The sequence below is a fragment of the Microbacterium thalassium genome, from assembly GCF_014208045.1.
Lineage (GTDB): Bacteria > Actinomycetota > Actinomycetes > Actinomycetales > Microbacteriaceae > Microbacterium > Microbacterium thalassium.
Map to the genome: position 1 here is coordinate 2527170 of NZ_JACHML010000001.1, position 17390 is coordinate 2544559.

The window sequence follows — 17390 nt, forward strand, 5'->3', positions numbered from 1 at the left end:
GGTCCGCCCGCTCAGCGGGCGGCCTCATCCTCTTCGAGCAACCGGCTCAGGTAGCGCGCCACCGCGCGCACCGAGGCGAGGTTGGTCGGATAGTCCATCCGTGTGGGGCCGAGCACGCCGATGCGGGCCCGCGCCACCGTCGAGTCGTAGTCGCTGGCGAGCACCGACGCCTCGGTCAGGCCGAACGCCTCGTTCTCGCGTCCGATGCTGGCCGCCAGCCCCTGCTCGTCGGCGACCATCTCGCCCATCAGCCGCAGCAGGGTGACCTGCTCCTCGATCGCCTCCAGGAGCGGCGAGATGCTGCCCCGGAAGTCCGCTTCGCGGCGGGCGAGGTTGGCGCTGCCGGCCATCACCAGCCGGTCCTGCCGGAACTCGTCCAGCTCCTCGGCGACGACGCGCAGCACCGCCGCCGTCGCCTCCTCGAGCGGGGCCGGCACGCGGGAATCCGCCGACAGGTGGTCGGAGATGCGCGCCAGCCCGTCGCGGACCGCGCGCCCGACCAGCAGGGTGCCGAGCTCGGCGCGGATGCGGCCGAGCTCGGTCTCGTCGAACTCGTCTCCCACGAGCGCCAGGCGCTGCGAGACGCGGCCGGTGTCGGTGACGACGATCACGAGCATGCGGCCGCCGCCCAGCTGAACCAGCTCGACATGCGTCACCGTCGCCCGCGCGAACGACGGGTACTGCACCAGCGCGACCTGCCCGGTCAGCTGCGAGAGCACGCGCACCGTCCGCACCAGGGTGTCGTCCAGATCGCCGGGCGCCTCGAGGAACGATGCGATCGCCTGCCGCTGGGCGGTGCTCAGGGGCCGGATCTCGGCGAGGTGGTCCACGAACACGCGGTAGCCCTTGTCGGTGGGCACGCGGCCCGACGAGGTGTGGGGAGCCTCGATGAGCTCCTCCTCCTCGAGCAGAGCCATGTCGTTGCGGATCGTGGCCGCGGACACGCCGAACGCGTGGCGGTCGACGATCGACTTGCTGCCGACCGGCTCGCGGGTGTCCACGTAGTCCTGGACGATCGCCCGCAGCACCTGGAGTCCCCGTTCGCTGACCATCATCCCCCTTGCTGGCACTCGTCTGTCGTGAGTGCCAATCCTACCCGCCCGCCGCCGCGCTCGTCCCGCGCGGGCGATGGCGAGTCCGCTCGTGGGGTCACTCCGTGAGCGTGCGCGCGATCACGTCCGCGAGCAGCCTGCCGCGCAGCGTCGGCACGATCCTCCCGCCCACCGCGGCCGCACCGTCGATCAGCCCGTCGGCGATGAGACCGGCGACGCCGCGGCGGGAGGCCTCGGGCAGGTCGTCGATCGCGAAGCCCTCGCGGATGCGCGTGCCCAGCAGGACCCGCTCGAGCAGGCGGGCGTCCGCGTCGGGACGCTCTCGGCCGGCCGCGGGCGACTGGCCGCTCGCGAGCCGCGCGGCGTACGCGGCGGGATGCTTGACGTTCCAGAACCGGACCCCGGCGACGTGGCTGTGGGCGCCCGGGCCGAAGCCCCACCAGTCCCCGCCCCGCCAGTACGCGAGGTTGTGGCGAGAGCGCGCCTGCGGGGTGCGAGCCCAGTTCGAGACCTCGTACCACCCGTAGCCGGCGTCGCCGAGCAGCGCATCGGCCAGTTCGTACATGTCGGCCTGCAGGTCGTCGTCGGGCGCCGTCACCTCTCCGCGCCGGATGCGCCGCGCCAGACTCGTGCCCTCCTCGATGATGAGCGCGTACGCGGAGACATGGTCGGGCGCGTGCTCCAGCGCACCCGCGAGAGAGCTCCGCCAGTCCTCCAGCGACTCCCCCGGCGCCCCGTAGATGAGGTCGAGGCTCACGGCCAGCCCGGCACGGCGCGCCGCGCCGACCGCGGTGCCGATGGACTCCGGGCGGTGGGTGCGATCGAGGGCCCGCAGCACGTGCGGCACGGCCGACTGCATGCCGATCGACATCCGCGTCACGCCGGCGTCGGCGAGGATCCGGGCCACCTCGTCGGTCACCGTGTCGGGATTGGCCTCCACCGTGATCTCGGCATCCGGCTCGATCCCGAAGGCGTCCCGGACGCCGTCGAGCATGCGCGCCAGATCGCCGGGCGGGAGCAGGGTCGGCGTGCCTCCGCCGAAGAACACCGTCGCCGCCGGGCGGATCGGGCCCGCATCGCCGAGGACGGTGCGCGCCAGAGCGATCTCGCGCAGCACCTCGGAGGCGTAGTCCTCCTGCCGGGCGCCGCGCAGCTCGCTGGAGGTGTACGTGTTGAAATCGCAGTAGCCGCACCGCACGCGGCAGAACGGGACGTGCAGGTACACGCCGAAGGACGCCGCCGGGTCGATGCGGGTCCCGGCGGGCAGCGAGCCGTCCGCGGGCGCCGGCTCGCCGAGCGGGAGTGCCGAGCCCACGGATCAGGAGGGGGTCGCGTACAGCGGCGAGATCGCCCGGAGGTATCCGGTGAACAGCTCGCGACGGCGGCGGCGGACCAGGCCCGGCAGCAGCCGGTAGAACAGCCCCGTCGGCGCGTCGAAGGCCCGCACCGTGAACCAAACCTCGTCGTTGTCGTACCACTCGAGCATGAAGGACTCCTCGCCGCTGACGACCGAGCCCGAGACGGTGCCGAGGGCGAACCCGACGCGGCGGGGCTCCTCGATCGCGAAGATCACCCGGAGGTCGGCATCCGCCCGATGACCGCGCACGCGCCCCTCGAGCGAGACCGTGGCGCCCGCGCCGACGTAAGGCGTACCGTTCTCGTCGTAGCGCAGGTCGGCATCGCTGCGGCTGGGCGCGATGGGCGTGCCGTCCGCGTCGAAGCTCACGCCCGAGTACATCGGGCCGGAGGCCGGGCGCACGTCCCGGATCGTCAGGCCCGCGCCGCGCTGGGCGCCCCACGACAGCAGCGATTCGGAGGCGGTGTGGAAGCGGGCCTCGCCGCTTCCGATGCGCCAGGACTCCTGCGCGGGGATGCTGCGCTCGGGGGGATACTGCATCAGGTCGGGCGCCTGGGTCGCCCCGACGGCGGCGTAGTCGACCGTCTCGTCCTTGAAGGTCCCGCGACGCATGATCTCCACCCTATCGGCGGCCCCTGCACGCCCGGTGTGAGCGCGTGGTGCCGCTGTGGTCCTACTTCTTGTCCTTGCCTTCGACGTCGCCCGACAGCGCGGCGATGAACGCCTCCTGGGGCACCTCGACGCGGCCGACCATCTTCATGCGCTTCTTGCCCTCCTTCTGCTTCTCGAGCAGCTTGCGCTTTCGCGTGATGTCACCGCCGTAGCACTTGGCGAGCACGTCCTTGCGGATCGCGCGGATGTTCTCGCGGGCGATGATGCGCGCGCCGATCGCCGCCTGGATCGGGACCTCGAACTGCTGACGGGGAATCAGCTTGCGGAGCCGCTCGGCCATCATCGTGCCGTACGAGTACGCCTTGTCGCGGTGGACGATCGAGCTGAAGGCGTCCACCTTCTCGCCCTGGAGCAGGATGTCGACCTTCACCAGGTCGGCCGTCTGCGAGCCGGCCGGCTCGTAGTCCAGGCTCGCGTAGCCCTGCGTCTTCGACTTCAGCTGGTCGAAGAAGTCGAACACGATCTCGCCGAGCGGCATGTTGTAGCGCAGCTCGACGCGCTCCTCGGACAGGTAGTCCATGCCCAGCAGGGATCCGCGGCGCGACTGGCAGAGCTCCATGACCGTGCCGACGTAGTCCTTGGGCAGGAGGACCCCGACCTTGACGACGGGCTCCGAGACCTCGGCGACGCGACCGTCGGGGTACTCGCTCGGGTTGGTCACGGTCACCGAATCACCGGTGTCTGTGGTGACCTCGTAGGTGACCGACGGCGCCGTGGTGATCAGGTCGAGATCGAACTCCCGCGAGAGCCGTTCGGTGACGATCTCGAGGTGCAGCAGCCCCAGGAACCCGCAGCGGAAGCCGAAGCCGAGGGCTACCGAGGTCTCGGGCTCGTACTGCAGCGACGCATCCGAGAGCTTGAGCTTGTCCAGTGCCTCGCGCAGATCCGCGTAGTCGCTGCCGTCGATCGGGTAGATGCCCGAGAACACCATGGGCTTCGGATCGGTGTAGCCGGCCAGCGGCGCCCCGGCGGGCTTGCGGGCGTTGGTCACCGTGTCGCCGACCTTGGACTGGCGAACGTCCTTCACGCCGGTGATCAGGTAGCCGACCTCGCCGACGCCGAGGCCCTTGGTGGGGATCGGCTCGGGGCTCGAGACGCCGATCTCGAGCAGATCGTGCGTCGCCCTGGTCGACATCATCTGGATGCGCTCGCGCGGCTCGAGCTTGCCGTCGACCATGCGGACGTAGGTCACCACGCCGCGGTACGAGTCGTAGACGGAGTCGAAGATCATCGCGCGGGCGGGAGCGTCGGCGTCGCCGGTGGGCGCCGGGATGTCGCGCACCAGACGGTCGAGCAGCTCCTCGACGCCGAGGCCGGTCTTGCCGCTGACGCGCAGCACGTCGTCCGGCGAGCCGCCGATGAGGTTGGCCAGCTCGGCGGCGTACTTCTCGGGGTCCGCGGCCGGCAGGTCGATCTTGTTGAGGACGGGGATGATCTGCAGGTCGTTCTCGAGCGCGAGGTACAGGTTCGCGAGCGTCTGCGCCTCGATCCCCTGCGCGGCGTCGACGAGCAGGATCGCGCCCTCGCACGCCGCCAGCGACCGGCTCACCTCGTAGGTGAAGTCGACGTGGCCGGGAGTGTCGATCATGTTCAGCGCGAACGTGCCCTCGTCGGTCGCCCACGGCATGCGCACCGCCTGCGACTTGATCGTGATGCCGCGCTCGCGCTCGATGTCCATGCGGTCGAGGTACTGCGCGCGCATGTCGCGGTCGGAGACCACGCCGGTGATCTGCAGCATGCGGTCGGCCAGGGTCGATTTGCCGTGGTCGATGTGGGCGATGATGCAGAAGTTGCGGATGCGCTCGGGGGGCGTGGCTGCGGGCTCGAGCGAGGTGAGGGCGCGCGGTGACATGTCCGCAGAAGTCTACCGGTGCCGGCTGAGCAGCCCCCTCCAGTGCCGGAGGCGCGACCCCGCATCGCGGCCGTCCAGCGACCTCACCCAGACACGCGGGTCGCGCAGCCGGCGCCGGATGGCGGACACGGTGCCCGCCTGCAGCCGCGCCATCCGCTCGTGATCCCGCACGGTGTTGCCCGCATGCCAGCGGTAGGCGAACAGCACGTCGTCGACGTAGACCATGCGGTGCCGGAGCGCGAGCCGGAAGTTCAGGTCCCAGTCCTCGAGCGTGCCCGGCGTCCACCCGCCCGCGGCCAGGACCGCGTCGCGGCGCATCAGCTTGCCGTTCGGGATGTAGTTGACGCGGTGCAGCGTGCCCGCACGGCCGAACAGGCGCGGCTCGAACACCCCCGGCCGATGCATGGCGCGCAGGTGCTCCACCCAGGTCAGGTACAGGGCCGCGTCGGGATCGTCCACCGTCGCGCGTCCCGCCGCCCAGTACACGCGCCGGCCGGCCTCGTCGATGAGGATGCTGTCGCCCACCGCGAGCGCTGCGCGCGGGTTCTGCTCCAGCACGGACACGAGCCGGGAGATCGCGTGTGGCGCTGCGCGGTCGTCGGAGGCGTTGAGGAACAGGTATCGCCCGGTCGCGTGCCCGAGCAGGCCGTTCAGCGTGGCGGCGGTGCCGCGATTGGTCTCGTGGCGCTCGAACCGCACGCGCTCGAAGCGGCCGGCGTGCACGGCGATCGCCTCCTCGACGCGCTGGACGGTGTCGTCCGTGGAGGCGTCGTCGGCGATCAGCAGCTCGAGGCGCTCGTGCGTCTGCGCCGCCAGCGCCGCGATGCACTCCCCCACGTACGCGCCGTGGTCGTACGCCGGCACGAGCACGGAGACGAGTTCACGCGACGGCACGCACGGCCTCCGCGACGTGCTCCACCTCGGCATCGCTCAGCGCGGGATGCATCGGGATGCTCAGGATCTCGTCCGCCAGCGTCTCGGCCACCGGCAGGGCGGGCGCGCCGGAGTCGGCGTACGCGGGATGGCGATGCACCGGCGTCGGGTAGTGGACGGCGGTGCCGACCCCGCGCTCCGCCAGCGCCGCGACCACCGACGGCCGGTCCGCGACGCGGATCACGAACAGGTGGTGCACGTGGTCGTCGCCGGCCGGCGCCGGAAGGAGCACGCGCGACTGCGCGAGCTCCCGACGGTAGTGGTCTGCGATCGCCCGGCGACGCCGGTTCTCACCCTCCAGGGCCGGCAGCTTCTCACGCAGCACCGCGGCCTGGAGCTCGTCGAGTCGCGAATTGACGCCGGCCACCTCGTGCACGCTCTTGCGCCTCGAACCGTAGTTGCGCAGCATCCGGACCCGGTCGGCGAGTTCGTCGTCGTCCGTCGTCACGGCGCCGGCATCGCCGATCGCACCGAGGTTCTTGGTGGGATAGAACGAGAAGCCCGCGGCGTGGCCGAACGCGCCTGCCGCGCGTGCATCGCGGCGTGCGCCGTGCGCCTGCGCCGCATCCTCGACGAGGATCAGCCCGTGCCGATCCGCCAGCTCCTGCAGGGCATCCATGTCGCACAGCAGCCCGAACAGGTGGACCGCGATGATGGCGCGCGTCCGCGGACCGATGCTCCGCTGCGCCGCGGCGACGTCGATCGTGTACGTCACCGGATCGGGCTCGACCCATACGGGCGTCGCTCCGGTGGCGGTGACGGCCAGCGCCGTCGCGATGAACGTGTTGGCCGGCACCAGCACCTCGTCCCCGGGCCCGATCCCCGACGCCTTCAGGATCAGCGTGAGCGCATCCAGCCCGTTGCCCACGCCGATCGCGTGCCGCACGCCGCAGGCGGCCGCGAACTCGCGCTCGAACGCCTCGGACTCCGGCCCGAGGATCAGCCGCCCGGAATCCAGCACGCGCGCGATCGCGCGGTCCGTCGCGGAGCGATGCCGCTCGCCCACCGCGCACATGTCCATGAACGGGATCACGGCCGCGCTCCCAGACCCACGACGGCCGAGCGGTCGGTGATGACCGCGCCCGGATCGTAGGGGGTGTCGGCGAGCACGAGCAGGACGCAGTCGGCGGTGAAGTCCGACAGGTCGACCCACGTCATCGGCGGCACCACGAGCGACGCATCCGGCCGGTCGAGGACGGCGTCCAGACGCCCCCCGTCCCACTCCAGGCCGACGCGGCACGAGCCTGCGACGCACACCAGCAGCTCGGTGGTCTCGGGATGCGCGTGCGCGGCGCGCGGCAGCCCGCGGTCGTTTCCGAAGATCCAGAACACCCGGCGCACCTCGAAGGGCACGTCCAGTCCGCCGGTCACCGCGACGAGGTGACCGCGGTCGTCGCTGTGGCGGGTCAGCTCGAGAGGGCCGGGTCGCGAGTGCGTCACGACGCCCCCGCTCCGACGCCGACGCCCGGCGCGGCGCCGCGGTGCACGGCGGGGCGGCCGAAGTACCGGCCGTCCGGTTCGAGGTCGGCCAGCACGAGCGATCCGATGCCGACGAACGCGCCCTCTCCGATCGCGATGTCGTTCGTCACGGTCGTGGACATGGCCAGATACGCCCCGGTGCCGAGGGACAGCCCGCCGCCCACGGTGCAGTCCACCCCGAAGAACGCGTGGTCGCCGACGCGGTGATCGTGACCGAGGTAGACCTTCTCGCGGAGGATGTTGTCGTCGCCCATCCGTCCGCCGAAGCCGACCGTGCAGAACGGGAAGACGATGTTGTTCGCACCCCACTCCTGCCGGCCCTGGACCACCGCCGACGGATGGACGTAGTTGGCGTGACGATAGCCGCGCTCGCGCATGACCTCCAGGTGGTCGCGCCGCGCGGTCCACCCTCCGAGACCGCCGAGGACCGACAGGCACACGACGTCGTCGGGCGGATACCGGCCGACGACGTCGTCGTGCGCGACCACCGGGACGCCGAGGAGCGATTCCGCCTCGCACCACCGCGGGGCGGCCGTGAACGCGCGCACGCGGTACCGCTCGTCGCCGTCGAGCAGATGGAACACCATCCGCCCCAGCGACCCGGTTCCGTTGATGACGACATCGATCATGGGCGTTCCCTCTTCGGACGTCCGCGGGCTGTTCGCGCCCACCATATCGGCCCCGCCGGGTGCACCCGCCTACTGTGGAGGAATGGCGGTGCAGGTCGTGTTCGTACACGGCATCCGCACGTCGGCGACGATGTGGCGGTCGCAGATCGAGCATGTCCGCGCGCGCGGGCACGCCGCGGTGGCCGTGGACCTGCCCGGCCACGGCGCCAGACGGAGCGAGTCATTCACGCTCGAGGGCGCGTTCGCGACGATCGACGATGCGGTGCGCGAGGCGGCGCACCGCGGGCCGGTGCTGCTGGCGGGGCATTCGATGGGCGGACTGCTGTCGGTGGAATACGTGGGCTCCGAGGACCCGCCGCCGGTCGCCGGATTCATCGCCGCATCGTGCACCGCGATCCCGCGCGGCACCGGCCTCGCCGCCTATCGGCTGCTGGCACGCGGCTACGACGCGCTCCCCGGGCGCGGGCAGTGGATGACCGAGCGCGTCCTGGACCGCACCCTCCCGCCCGAGACCCGCGCCGACTTCGGCGCGGGAGGCTACGCGTACGACGCGCAGGACGACGCCCTGCGGAGTCTGTCGGTCCTGGACCTGCTCGCGGCGCTGACCCGGATCGAGGTGCCGACGTGGTTCGTCAACGGGCAGTACGATCAGCTCCGCCTCAACGAGCGACTGTTCGCACGCGAGGTTCCGCACGCCGAACTCATCGTCGTCCCCCGCACGACGCACCTCGTCACCGCGATGCGCCCGCGGGTGTTCAACGCGCTCCTCGACCTCGCGATCGCGACCATCTCCGAGACCTGATAGAATCCTTGTTTGGCTTGCGTGTGGGTTTTCCCTCACGACCGCCGTGCGGCATCCCTCTCCTGCCACCCGGCACCTTCCATCGATCATCTCCGAACGAAAGAACGTCGACACGTGGCGAACATCAAGTCGCAGATCAAGCGCATCAAGACCAACGAGAAGGCGCACGAGCGCAACAAGGCCGTCAAGAGCGAGCTGAAGACCGCCGTGCGCCGCACGCGCGAGGCCGTCGCCAGCGGCGACAAGGCCGCCGCCGAGAAGGCTCTCACCTCGGCCACCAAGAAGCTCGACAAGGCCGTGAGCAAGGGCGTCATCCACAAGAACCAGGCAGCGAACCGCAAGTCGGCCATCGCCAAGCAGGTCTCCGCTCTCTGAGCCGCCGTCTTCTGCCGAAGGCCCGTCCCACTCGGCGGATTCTAGGAGTCCTCGCAACACCTGATGGCCTATGTGGTTGTCAGTAGATCACGCAGACGCTCGGCTGGGGTATCCCAGCCGAGCGTTTTGCGTGGCCGGCCGTTGAGTTCCTGGGCGACGTGTTCGAGGTCTTCGGGTCCGTAGACGGTCAGGTCGGTGCCCTTGGGGAAGTACTGCCGCAGCAGGCCGTTGGTGTTCTCGTTCGATCCGCGCTGCCAGGGCGAGTGCGGGTCGCAGAAGTAGACCGGGACATCGGTCGCGACGGTGAACTGCTTGTGCGCGGCCATCTCGCTGCCCTGATCCCAGGTCAGCGACCCCCGCAGATGAGGGGGCAGGGTGCCGATCAGCGGGACGAGCACGTCTCGGACTTGTTCGGCGGTGTGACCGGCGGGCAGGTGGCCGAGCAGGACGTATCTCGTGGTGCGTTCGACGAGGGTCACGATCGCGGATTGCGATCCGGTGCCGACGATCAGGTCTCCTTCCCAGTGTCCGGGAACGGCGCGGTCTTCGACCTCGGCGGGACGGTCGGAGATCATCACCATCGGGTCCGTGAACCGCGGCGTGCGCTGCTCCGGGTGACGGTGTGGTTTGCGGCGGGTGCGGCCGGTGCGCAGCGCGTCGGCGATCTCGCGGCGCAGACCGCCTCGGGCTTGGACGTAGATCGCCTGGTAGATCGTCTCGGTGCTCACGCGCATGCTCTCGTCGTCGGGGAACTCCTTGACCAGAGCGTGGCAGATTTGCTCCGGCGACCAGTGCACTCCGAGCTTGCCGGAGACGTACTCGCGCAGCGGACCGGGTGCGGCGAGCTTGGAGCGCTTGGGGCGACCGCGACGCTTGACCCAGGTCCGGTGCGCGGCGTGCGGTCGGTAGACGCCGCCCACCGAGTAGGCGTCGAGCTCCCGTTTGATCGTCGACGCCGGCCGGCCCAGCTGCCTGCCGATCGCTCGCAACGACAGGTGCTGCCGGTGTAGATCCGCGATCGTCTCCCGCTCCACGATCGTCAGGAACCGCGGGTGCAACTCCGCCTCCACCGCAGCCAGCGAGGGCATCGAACCGGATGTGTTGAAACTGGTCACACCCGTCTTGTAGTCGATGCGCCGCCCATCAGGGTAGAGGCGCGTGTGGTTGATGCTCCGGATCCCTTTGTCCCAGTCCTCCGCGGTCCGCTCATGCACCCCGACCCGGGCGGCGGCATCGCGCCGTCGCACCCCGTTGGCGCGGAGCTGCTCGTACACCGCCCGCCCTGGATGCCCCAACCTGCCGGGCTTGCCACGCCCGCGAATCCCCGCCGTCCGCGCCCAGCCATACGCGGTGTTCCGGTTCACCCCGACCGCTCGCGCGGCCTCCGTGATATTGCCCAGCTCACGATCCAACGCCTCGAAGAAGCGCTCCTTCAACTCCCCGAAATCCACGATCCCCGCAACTCCCTGAAATCCAGGGTGTTGCGGGGATCGCTAGAACTCGCCCTCCGGGGCGGGCCTTCGTCGTTCCCGGGCGCTGCCGCGCGTCAGCGCCCGCCGTAGGGCGCGCGGGTCGCCACGACCGTCACCAGCCGCTCGAGCGAGAAGACCGCGTCGCGTGACGCGCCCTTGACCTCGGCATCCGCTCGAGCCGCCGCTTGAATCGCCGCCCCGAGTGTGGCGTCGGACCAGCCCGACAGATCGCGGCGCGCGCGATCGACCTGCCAGTCCTTCAGCCCCAGGCGCCCTGCGAGAGCACGCGAGGGTTCGCGGCTGCCGGCCACGCGCGCCATCGTGCGCAGCTTCGAGGCGATCGCCGCGACCATCGGGACCGGATCGGCCCCCGACGCGAGGGCGTGGCGCAGCGCGACCAGAGCGTCGCCGTAGCGGCCCGCTATGGCGGTGTCGGCGACCGTGAACGCCGATGTCTCGACGCGCCCGCCGTAGTAGCGCTGCACGATCGGCTCGCCGATGTCACCGGGCACGTCCGCGATGAGCTGCTGGCAGGCCGCGGCCAGCTCGGTCAGGTCGTCGGAGAACGCCGAGACGAGCGCGCGCAGCGCAGCCGGCGCGATCCGCCGGCCGGCGGACGTGAACTCCTCGGCCGCGAAGTCGTAGCGGTCGCTGTCGCGCTTGACGGCGGGGCACGGCACTTCGACGCCGCCGCCGGTGCCGGCACGGACGGCCTCGAGGAGCTTCTTGCCGCGCACGCTCGCACCGGTGTGACGGAGGACCACCGTGGCACCCTCCTGCGGAGCCTCGAGGTAGGCCAGCGCCTCGGCCAGGAAGGCGTCGGAGCACTTCTCGACGCCCGAGACCCGCACCAGTCTCGGCTCCCCGAACAGACTGGGCGACGTCAGCGACAGCAGCGAACCCGGCGCGTAGTCGTCGGCGCGCAGGTCCGACACCTCGAGGCTGGCGTCCTCGGCGCGGAGGTAGTCGCGGACGCCCACGATCGCGCGCTCGGCGCAGACCTCCTCGGGCCCCGACACGAGCACGATCGGGGCGGGCTGCGGCGACCGCCACGACAGCTGCGGGATGGCGGCTCGCGACGCGGCCTGACCGCGACCCCGCGCGGAGGGTCGACGCGCGGAGGAGGGCATGCCACAAGCCTAGCGAGGGGCATCGACCTCGCCGCGCTCCCACCACACCCGGAGGCGTCCGGCCTCCTCCCAGACGGCGATGGCGCCGTGCCGGTCGGTGCGGTGCACGCGTATCCCGAGCGCCCGCAGCAGCTCGATCGCGGCGGCCCGGGGGTGGCCGTACGGATTGCCCGTCCCGGCGGACACCAGCGCGACGAGCGGGGCGGCGCGCTCGTACAGCCCCGGGTCCTGGTCGGCGCTGCCGTGATGGGCCACCTTGACCACGGAGTACGCACCGGCGAGCTCTCCCCCGCGCGCCAGAGCCGCCTGCGCCGCCGCCGACAGGTCCCCGAGCAGGAGGATCCTCGGGATGCCGCCGCCCGAGATGTCGAGGACCACGCTCGCGTCGTTGCCGGCGGCGAAGGCCTTCGAGCCCGCGACGGGCCACAGCACGCGCCAGCGCGCCTCGCCCAGTGAGCCCGACATCCCCGCCGCCGCTTCCGCGGTCTCGGCACCCCCTGCCGTCAGCGCGCCCAGGAGCTCGTCGGCGGGGCCCGCGCGCGGGCCGTGCAGCACGAGGCCGACGCGTCCGGCCAGCCCCGGGGCGGCGCCGGCGTGGTCGACGTCGAAGTGCGTCAGGACCAGCACGTCGATCCAGCCGATGCCGGCCCGACGCAGACACGCGTCGAGCGGGCCGGCGTCCTCGCCGGTGTCGACGAGCGCCACCGATCCGGCCGATCTCACGAGGATCGCGTCGCCCTGGCCCACGTCGCACACGAAGACGGTCCATGCCGCGGGAACGCCGAGCGAGGCGCCCCACGACGCCAGGACCCCGGCACCCGCACCGGCGCCCGACAGGCACGCGACCAGCGCGACCGCCACCGCCCGCACCGCGCGAGCGGGCGATGAGACGCCGAGCGGCACGAGCGCCGTCACGAGCACCGCGCCCGCGAGCGCGAGGGCGGCGGCCCCCGCCGCGCCCTCGATCCAGGGCAGGCCGCTGCCCGGAAGCGCCGCGAACGTCTCCGCCGTGCTGGCGACCCAGGACGCCGGCACCCACGCGAGCGCCACCAGCCCGTCGGCGAGCACGGCGACCGGCGCCGCCAGACACGCCAGCAGACCGAGAACGGTCGCGGCCGGCGCGGCCGGGGCCGCGATCAGGTTCGCCGCCACGCCGTACACCGGAACGGTCGGATCGATGAGGACGATCAGCGGGCCGCACGCCAGCTGGGCGGCCAGCGGCACGGCGAGCGTCCACGCCAGCGCTCGCGGCAGCGCACGCTCGAGCGCGCGACCCAGCGGCCGCGCGAGGACGAGCAGAGCGGCTGTCGCCGCCGCCGAGAGGGCGAACCCGAGCGAACCGGCGAGCCACGGATCGAGCACGAGCAGGACGGCGACGGCCAGCGACAGGATCGACACGCCCGCCGCCCGCCGCCCGAGCAGCAGCGACAGCATGGCGATGGCCGCCATCGCGGCCGCCCGGACGACACTGGGCTCGGGCGTGACGAGCAGCACGAACCCGCCGAGCGCCGCCGCCCCGCCCGCGACGCGCCCCGCGCGCGGTGCTCCCGCCCCCGCCAGCAGCACATACGCGATCCCGACCACGAGAGCGCAGTTGGCACCCGACACCGCGGTCAGGTGCGACAGCGACGACTGCTTCATCGCCGCGTCCAGCTGCGCACTCACCGCCGCCGTATCGCCGACGGCCAGCCCCGGGATGAGCTCGGCTCCTGGGCCGGGAAGACCCGCGGCGCGAACGCCGAGGTCGCGGCGCAGGTCCGACGCGACGGCGAGAAGCCCGTGCGGCTCGCGAACCACGGTGATCGCCTGCGTCGCCGCCACCGCGAGCACCGCGCGGTCCGCGCCCGTCAGCGGGCGCGCCGTCCCCGCGATGCTCACCACGGCACCCACGTCGAGGCCGTCCGGAGGCCGTTCGGCGTCCGCGCCGCGGACCACCACGATCGCGTCCGCGCCGAGCTCGAACGACGCGCCGCCCGCGGCGACGCCGGTCACCACCGCGTCGAAGGCGAGGGCACCGCCTGAGCGCGGCTCGACCTTGCCGGTGACGGTCGCCGTGATCTGCAGCGTGCGCCCGTCCAGGACGGGCAGCGCCGCGGCCTCGCGGCGTGCGTCCGCCGTGGCGGCGACGTGCGACGCGGATGCGGCCGCCAGCGCGCACGACAGCGTCGCGACCACGAGCGCCGCGCGGGCACGCGGTCGCCGCGCGAGAACCGCCGCGCCGAGGGCCGCCGCGGCCGCGCACCACAGACCCGTCGCCATCGGGAGGGCCCACGCGCTCCCGGCGATGCAGATCCCGGCGGCGATCCACGCCGCGGCCGCCGCGGGGACCAGCCGGTACGCGCGCACGCCCACCTCACACCGTCACGAGATCGCGCAGCGCGGCCACCATCTTCTCGCCGAAGCCGGCCACGGCGAGCAGGTCGTCGACGGCGGCGAAGGCGCCGTTCGCGTCACGCCAGTCGATGATCCGCTGCGCGAGCGTCGGGCCCACGCGCGGGAGCGTCTCCAGCGCCGCGAGGTCGGCGGTGTTGAGGTTCACGCGGCCGTCGGAGCCCACCCCGGCGGACCCGCCGTCGGGCGCCGTCTCGCCCTCGCGGGGCACGTGCAGCTGTTCGCCGTCCGACACCGACCGTGCGAGATTGACCCCGCCCGGGTCGGCTTCGGGCGAGAAGCCGCCCGCGGCGGCGACCGCGTCCACGACGCGCGAGCCCGGGGCGAGCACGTACAGGCCCGGGGCGCGGACCGCACCCGCCACATGGACGTAGACGCCGGCGGGCGCGGCGCCGGTCGCGGTCGGGCTCGCCGGTCCGTCGATCTCCACGACCGGCGCCGTGGCCGACCGCACGACGCCGATGCCGACCGTGACCGCCAGCGCGACGACCACGAGCACCACCGCGGCCCCGGCACCCAGGCGCCGTCGCCCGTGCTCGGGCTCGGGCTCGGGCTCGGGCTCGACAGTTTCTCCGGTTCCCACGCACGCACGCTACGGCGAGCCCGCGTGGCGCACGCTCGCCCGGGGGCGATCCGTGGAGGCGGCCCCGGAGCCACCCCCTGGGGAGGAGACTCAGCGGGTGCTGAAGCTCACGACCTTGGGCGGGCGGACGATCGCGCGGACGATCGGACGATCGCCGAGCGACCGCAGCACGCGCTCGTCGGCGCGGGCCAGCGCCTCGAGGTCGGCGGCGTCGATGCGCGCGGGGACGTTCAGCGTCGCGCGCACCTTTCCGTCGATCTGAACGACCGCGGTCACGCTCTCCTCGACCAGGAGCGTCGGGTCGGGATTGCGCCACGGCACGAGGCCGACGAAGGGCTCGTACCCGAGCGTCTCCCACATCTCCTCGGCGGTGTGGGGAGCGAACAGGTCGAGGACCATCGCGGTCGCCTCCGCGGCCTCGCGGACCGCGGGATCGGCCGCCCCCGCCCCGGAGTCGATGGCCTTGCGCGTCGCGTTGACCAGCTCCATCAGGCGCGCCACGACGACGTTGAACTTCGTCTGCTCGACCAGGCCCGGCGCGTCCGCGAGCAGGCGGTGCGTGACCCGGCGCAGCGACTCGTCGCCCTCGGCCCACACCACGTCGGGAGCGCTGGTGACGTCCTTCGCGACGCGCCAGGCGCGGGCGAGGAACTTCTGGGCGCCCGTGGTCGAGACGTCCTCCCAGTTGATGTCGTCCTCGACCGGACCGGCGAAGGCGATCGCGACGCGCACGGCGTCAGCTCCCGGATCGATCATGCTGGAGGCGAACTCGACGAGGTTGCCCTTGCTCTTGGACATCTTCGAGCCGTCCAGCAGCACCATGCCCTGGTTGATGAGGCTCGAGAAGGGCTCGGTGAAGTCGACCAGGCCCATGTCGTAGAGCACCTTGGTGATGAAGCGTGCGTACAGCAGGTGCAGGATCGCGTGCTCCACGCCGCCGATGTACTCGTCCACGGGCGCCCAGCGGTCGGCTTCGCGGGTCGGGAACGGCTGCGTGTCGTCCTGCGCCGACAGGAAGCGCAGGAAGTACCACGAGCTGTCGACGAACGTGTCCATGGTGTCGGGATCCCGCAGCGCCGCCTCGCCGGTCTCGGGATCGACCGTCTGCATCCACTCGGCGGCTCCGCCCAGCGGCGACGTGCCCTTCGGAGCGAGGTCGAGGCCGGCGGCGTCGGGGAGGCGCAGCGGCAGCTGCTCGTCCGGCACCGGCACGATGCGACCGTCCTGCGTGTGGATCATCGGGATCGGCGTTCCCCAGAAGCGCTGGCGCGAGATCAGCCAGTCGCGCAGGCGGTAGGACTTCGCGGCGCGGCCCGTGCCCGCCGCCTCGAGCTGCTCGATGATGCGCGCGATGGCGTTCCGCTTGGACAGGCCGTCGAGCGAGCCCGAGTTGATCATGCGGCCCTCGCCGGCGAGGGCCGTGCCCGTCTTGGCGGGGTCGATCGAATCGAGCGACTCGTCCTCGGGGAGGATCGGGTCGCCGTGCTCGTCCAGCTCGATGACCGGGATCGCACCGGTGATCGGCGCGGTCGTGTCGACGACGACCCTGATGGGCAGGTCGAACGCGCGGGCGAAGTCGAGGTCGCGCTGGTCGTGCGCGGGAACCGCCATGACGGCGCCGTGGCCGTAGTCGGCGAGGACGTAGTCGGCCGCCCAGATCGGCAGACGCTCGCCGTTGACGGGGTTCACGGCATAGCGGTCGAGGAACACACCCGTCTTCGGGCGGTCGGTGCTCTGGCGCTCGATGTCGCTCTCTCGCTGCACCGCCTCGAGGTAGTCCTGGAAGCGCATCCGCACCTCGGCCGACGAGCCCGCCGCCAGCTCCGCCGCCAGGTCGCTGTCGGGAGCGACGACCATGAAGGTCGCGCCGTGGAGCGTGTCGGGGCGGGTCGAGAAGACCGTGACCTTCTCGTCACGTCCCTCGATCTCGAAGTCGATGTCGGCGCCCACCGAGCGGCCGATCCAGTTCCGCTGCATGCGGATGACCTTCTGCGGCCAGAAGCCCTCGAGCTGGTTCAGGTCGTCGAGCAGCCGGTCCGCGTACTCCGTGATCTTGAAGTACCACTGCGTGAGCTTCTTCTTGACGACCTCGGCGCCGCACCGCTCGCAGTGCCCGTCGACGACCTGCTCGTTGGCGAGCACCGTCTGGTCGTTCGGGCACCAGTTGACCGGGCTCTCCTTGCGGTACGCCAGCCCGCGCTCGTACAGGCGCTGGAACAGCCACTGGTTCCACCGGTAGTACTCGGGGTCGCTCGTGTGCAGGATGCGAGACCAGTCATAGGACGAGCCGTACTCGCGGAAGCTCTTCTTGTGCTGCTCGATGTTCGCGTACGTCCACTCGCGCGGGTCGGCGCCGCGCTGGATCGCCGCGTTCTCGGCGGGGAGGCCGAACGAGTCCCAGCCGATGGGGTTGAGCACGTTGTAGCCGCGGTGCCGCCAGAACCGCGCGACGATGTCGACGTACGCGTAGCTCTCGGCGTGGCCCATGTGGAGGTCGCCCGACGGGTACGGGAACATGCCGAGCACGTACTTGCGAGGCCGCGTGTCGGCCTCTCCGCCGGCACGGAACGGGTCGGCCTCGGCCCAGCGCGCCTGCCATTTCTGCTGGACGGCGTACGGGTCGTATCCGCTGTCGGTGGGCGCGGTGGTCTCAGGCATGGTCT

15 protein-coding genes are annotated in these 17390 nt (G+C 72.0%); 2 read left to right on the top strand and 13 right to left on the bottom strand.

Annotated elements, in window-relative coordinates; genetic code table 11:
- Positions 1-11: 11 nt before the first annotated feature.
- From hrcA to HD594_RS11675, 8 genes are all read right to left on the bottom strand, one after another.
- Entirely contained in the window at positions 12-1052 is a 1041-nt protein-coding gene (gene hrcA, locus HD594_RS11640) for a heat-inducible transcriptional repressor HrcA (protein WP_184751112.1), read from the bottom strand.
- A 97-nt stretch (positions 1053-1149) separates the two neighbouring features.
- Complete coding sequence (gene hemW, locus HD594_RS11645) at positions 1150-2367, bottom strand: radical SAM family heme chaperone HemW (RefSeq protein WP_184751113.1); 1218 nt, start codon at positions 2365-2367, stop codon at positions 1150-1152.
- Positions 2368-2370: 3 nt separating this feature from the next.
- Entirely contained in the window at positions 2371-3021 is a 651-nt protein-coding gene (locus HD594_RS11650; protein WP_184751114.1) for a DUF1990 family protein, read from the bottom strand.
- Positions 3022-3082: 61 nt separating this feature from the next.
- Entirely contained in the window at positions 3083-4933 is a 1851-nt protein-coding gene (lepA, locus tag HD594_RS11655) for a translation elongation factor 4 (protein WP_184751115.1), read from the bottom strand.
- Between the two features lie 12 nt (positions 4934-4945).
- On the bottom strand, positions 4946-5827 hold the full coding sequence (locus HD594_RS11660; RefSeq protein WP_184751116.1) for a glycosyltransferase family 2 protein: 882 nt from the start codon (positions 5825-5827) through the stop codon (positions 4946-4948).
- Positions 5814-6899: a DegT/DnrJ/EryC1/StrS family aminotransferase gene (locus tag HD594_RS11665; protein WP_221446613.1), complete on the bottom strand. Its 1086-nt coding sequence runs from the start codon at positions 6897-6899 to the stop codon at positions 5814-5816. Before HD594_RS11665 ends, HD594_RS11660 begins: the two co-directional genes overlap by 14 nt.
- Positions 6896-7306, bottom strand: a complete 411-nt coding sequence (locus HD594_RS11670) for a sugar 3,4-ketoisomerase (protein ID WP_184751117.1) — start codon at positions 7304-7306, stop codon at positions 6896-6898. The genes HD594_RS11665 and HD594_RS11670 overlap by 4 nt, the downstream gene beginning before the upstream one ends.
- Complete coding sequence (locus HD594_RS11675) at positions 7303-7974, bottom strand: LbetaH domain-containing protein (protein WP_184751118.1); 672 nt, start codon at positions 7972-7974, stop codon at positions 7303-7305. Before HD594_RS11675 ends, HD594_RS11670 begins: the two co-directional genes overlap by 4 nt.
- An 82-nt stretch (positions 7975-8056) precedes the next feature.
- Between HD594_RS11675 and HD594_RS11680 the strand changes: the two genes are divergently transcribed.
- Both HD594_RS11680 and rpsT read left to right on the top strand, forming a co-directional pair.
- A complete protein-coding gene (locus tag HD594_RS11680) occupies positions 8057-8776 on the top strand; it encodes an alpha/beta fold hydrolase (RefSeq protein WP_184751119.1) in 720 nt (239 codons plus the stop codon).
- Positions 8777-8890: 114 nt separating this feature from the next.
- Positions 8891-9151, top strand: coding sequence for a 30S ribosomal protein S20 (gene rpsT / locus HD594_RS11685; RefSeq protein WP_184751120.1), 261 nt, complete (start codon positions 8891-8893; stop codon positions 9149-9151).
- 68 nt (positions 9152-9219) lie between these two features.
- On the opposite strand, the gene HD594_RS11690 is transcribed toward rpsT, so the two are convergent.
- The 5 genes from HD594_RS11690 to leuS all read right to left on the bottom strand — a co-directional run bounded on the left by HD594_RS11690 (position 9220) and on the right by leuS (position 17385).
- Positions 9220-10398 (bottom strand): IS30 family transposase, encoded by a 1179-nt coding sequence (locus tag HD594_RS11690; RefSeq protein WP_184752777.1) that lies wholly within the window; start codon positions 10396-10398, stop codon positions 9220-9222.
- Positions 10399-10697: 299 nt separating this feature from the next.
- Complete coding sequence (holA, locus tag HD594_RS11695; protein WP_184751121.1) at positions 10698-11753, bottom strand: DNA polymerase III subunit delta; 1056 nt, start codon at positions 11751-11753, stop codon at positions 10698-10700.
- A 9-nt stretch (positions 11754-11762) separates the two neighbouring features.
- Complete coding sequence (locus HD594_RS11700) at positions 11763-14099, bottom strand: ComEC/Rec2 family competence protein (RefSeq protein ID WP_271171262.1); 2337 nt, start codon at positions 14097-14099, stop codon at positions 11763-11765.
- A gap of 7 nt (positions 14100-14106) precedes the next feature.
- Positions 14107-14727, bottom strand: a complete 621-nt coding sequence (locus HD594_RS11705; RefSeq protein ID WP_184751122.1) for a ComEA family DNA-binding protein — start codon at positions 14725-14727, stop codon at positions 14107-14109.
- Between the two features lie 90 nt (positions 14728-14817).
- On the bottom strand, positions 14818-17385 hold the full coding sequence (gene leuS, locus HD594_RS11710; RefSeq protein ID WP_184751123.1) for a leucine--tRNA ligase: 2568 nt from the start codon (positions 17383-17385) through the stop codon (positions 14818-14820).
- Between the last annotated feature and the right edge of the window lie 5 nt (positions 17386-17390).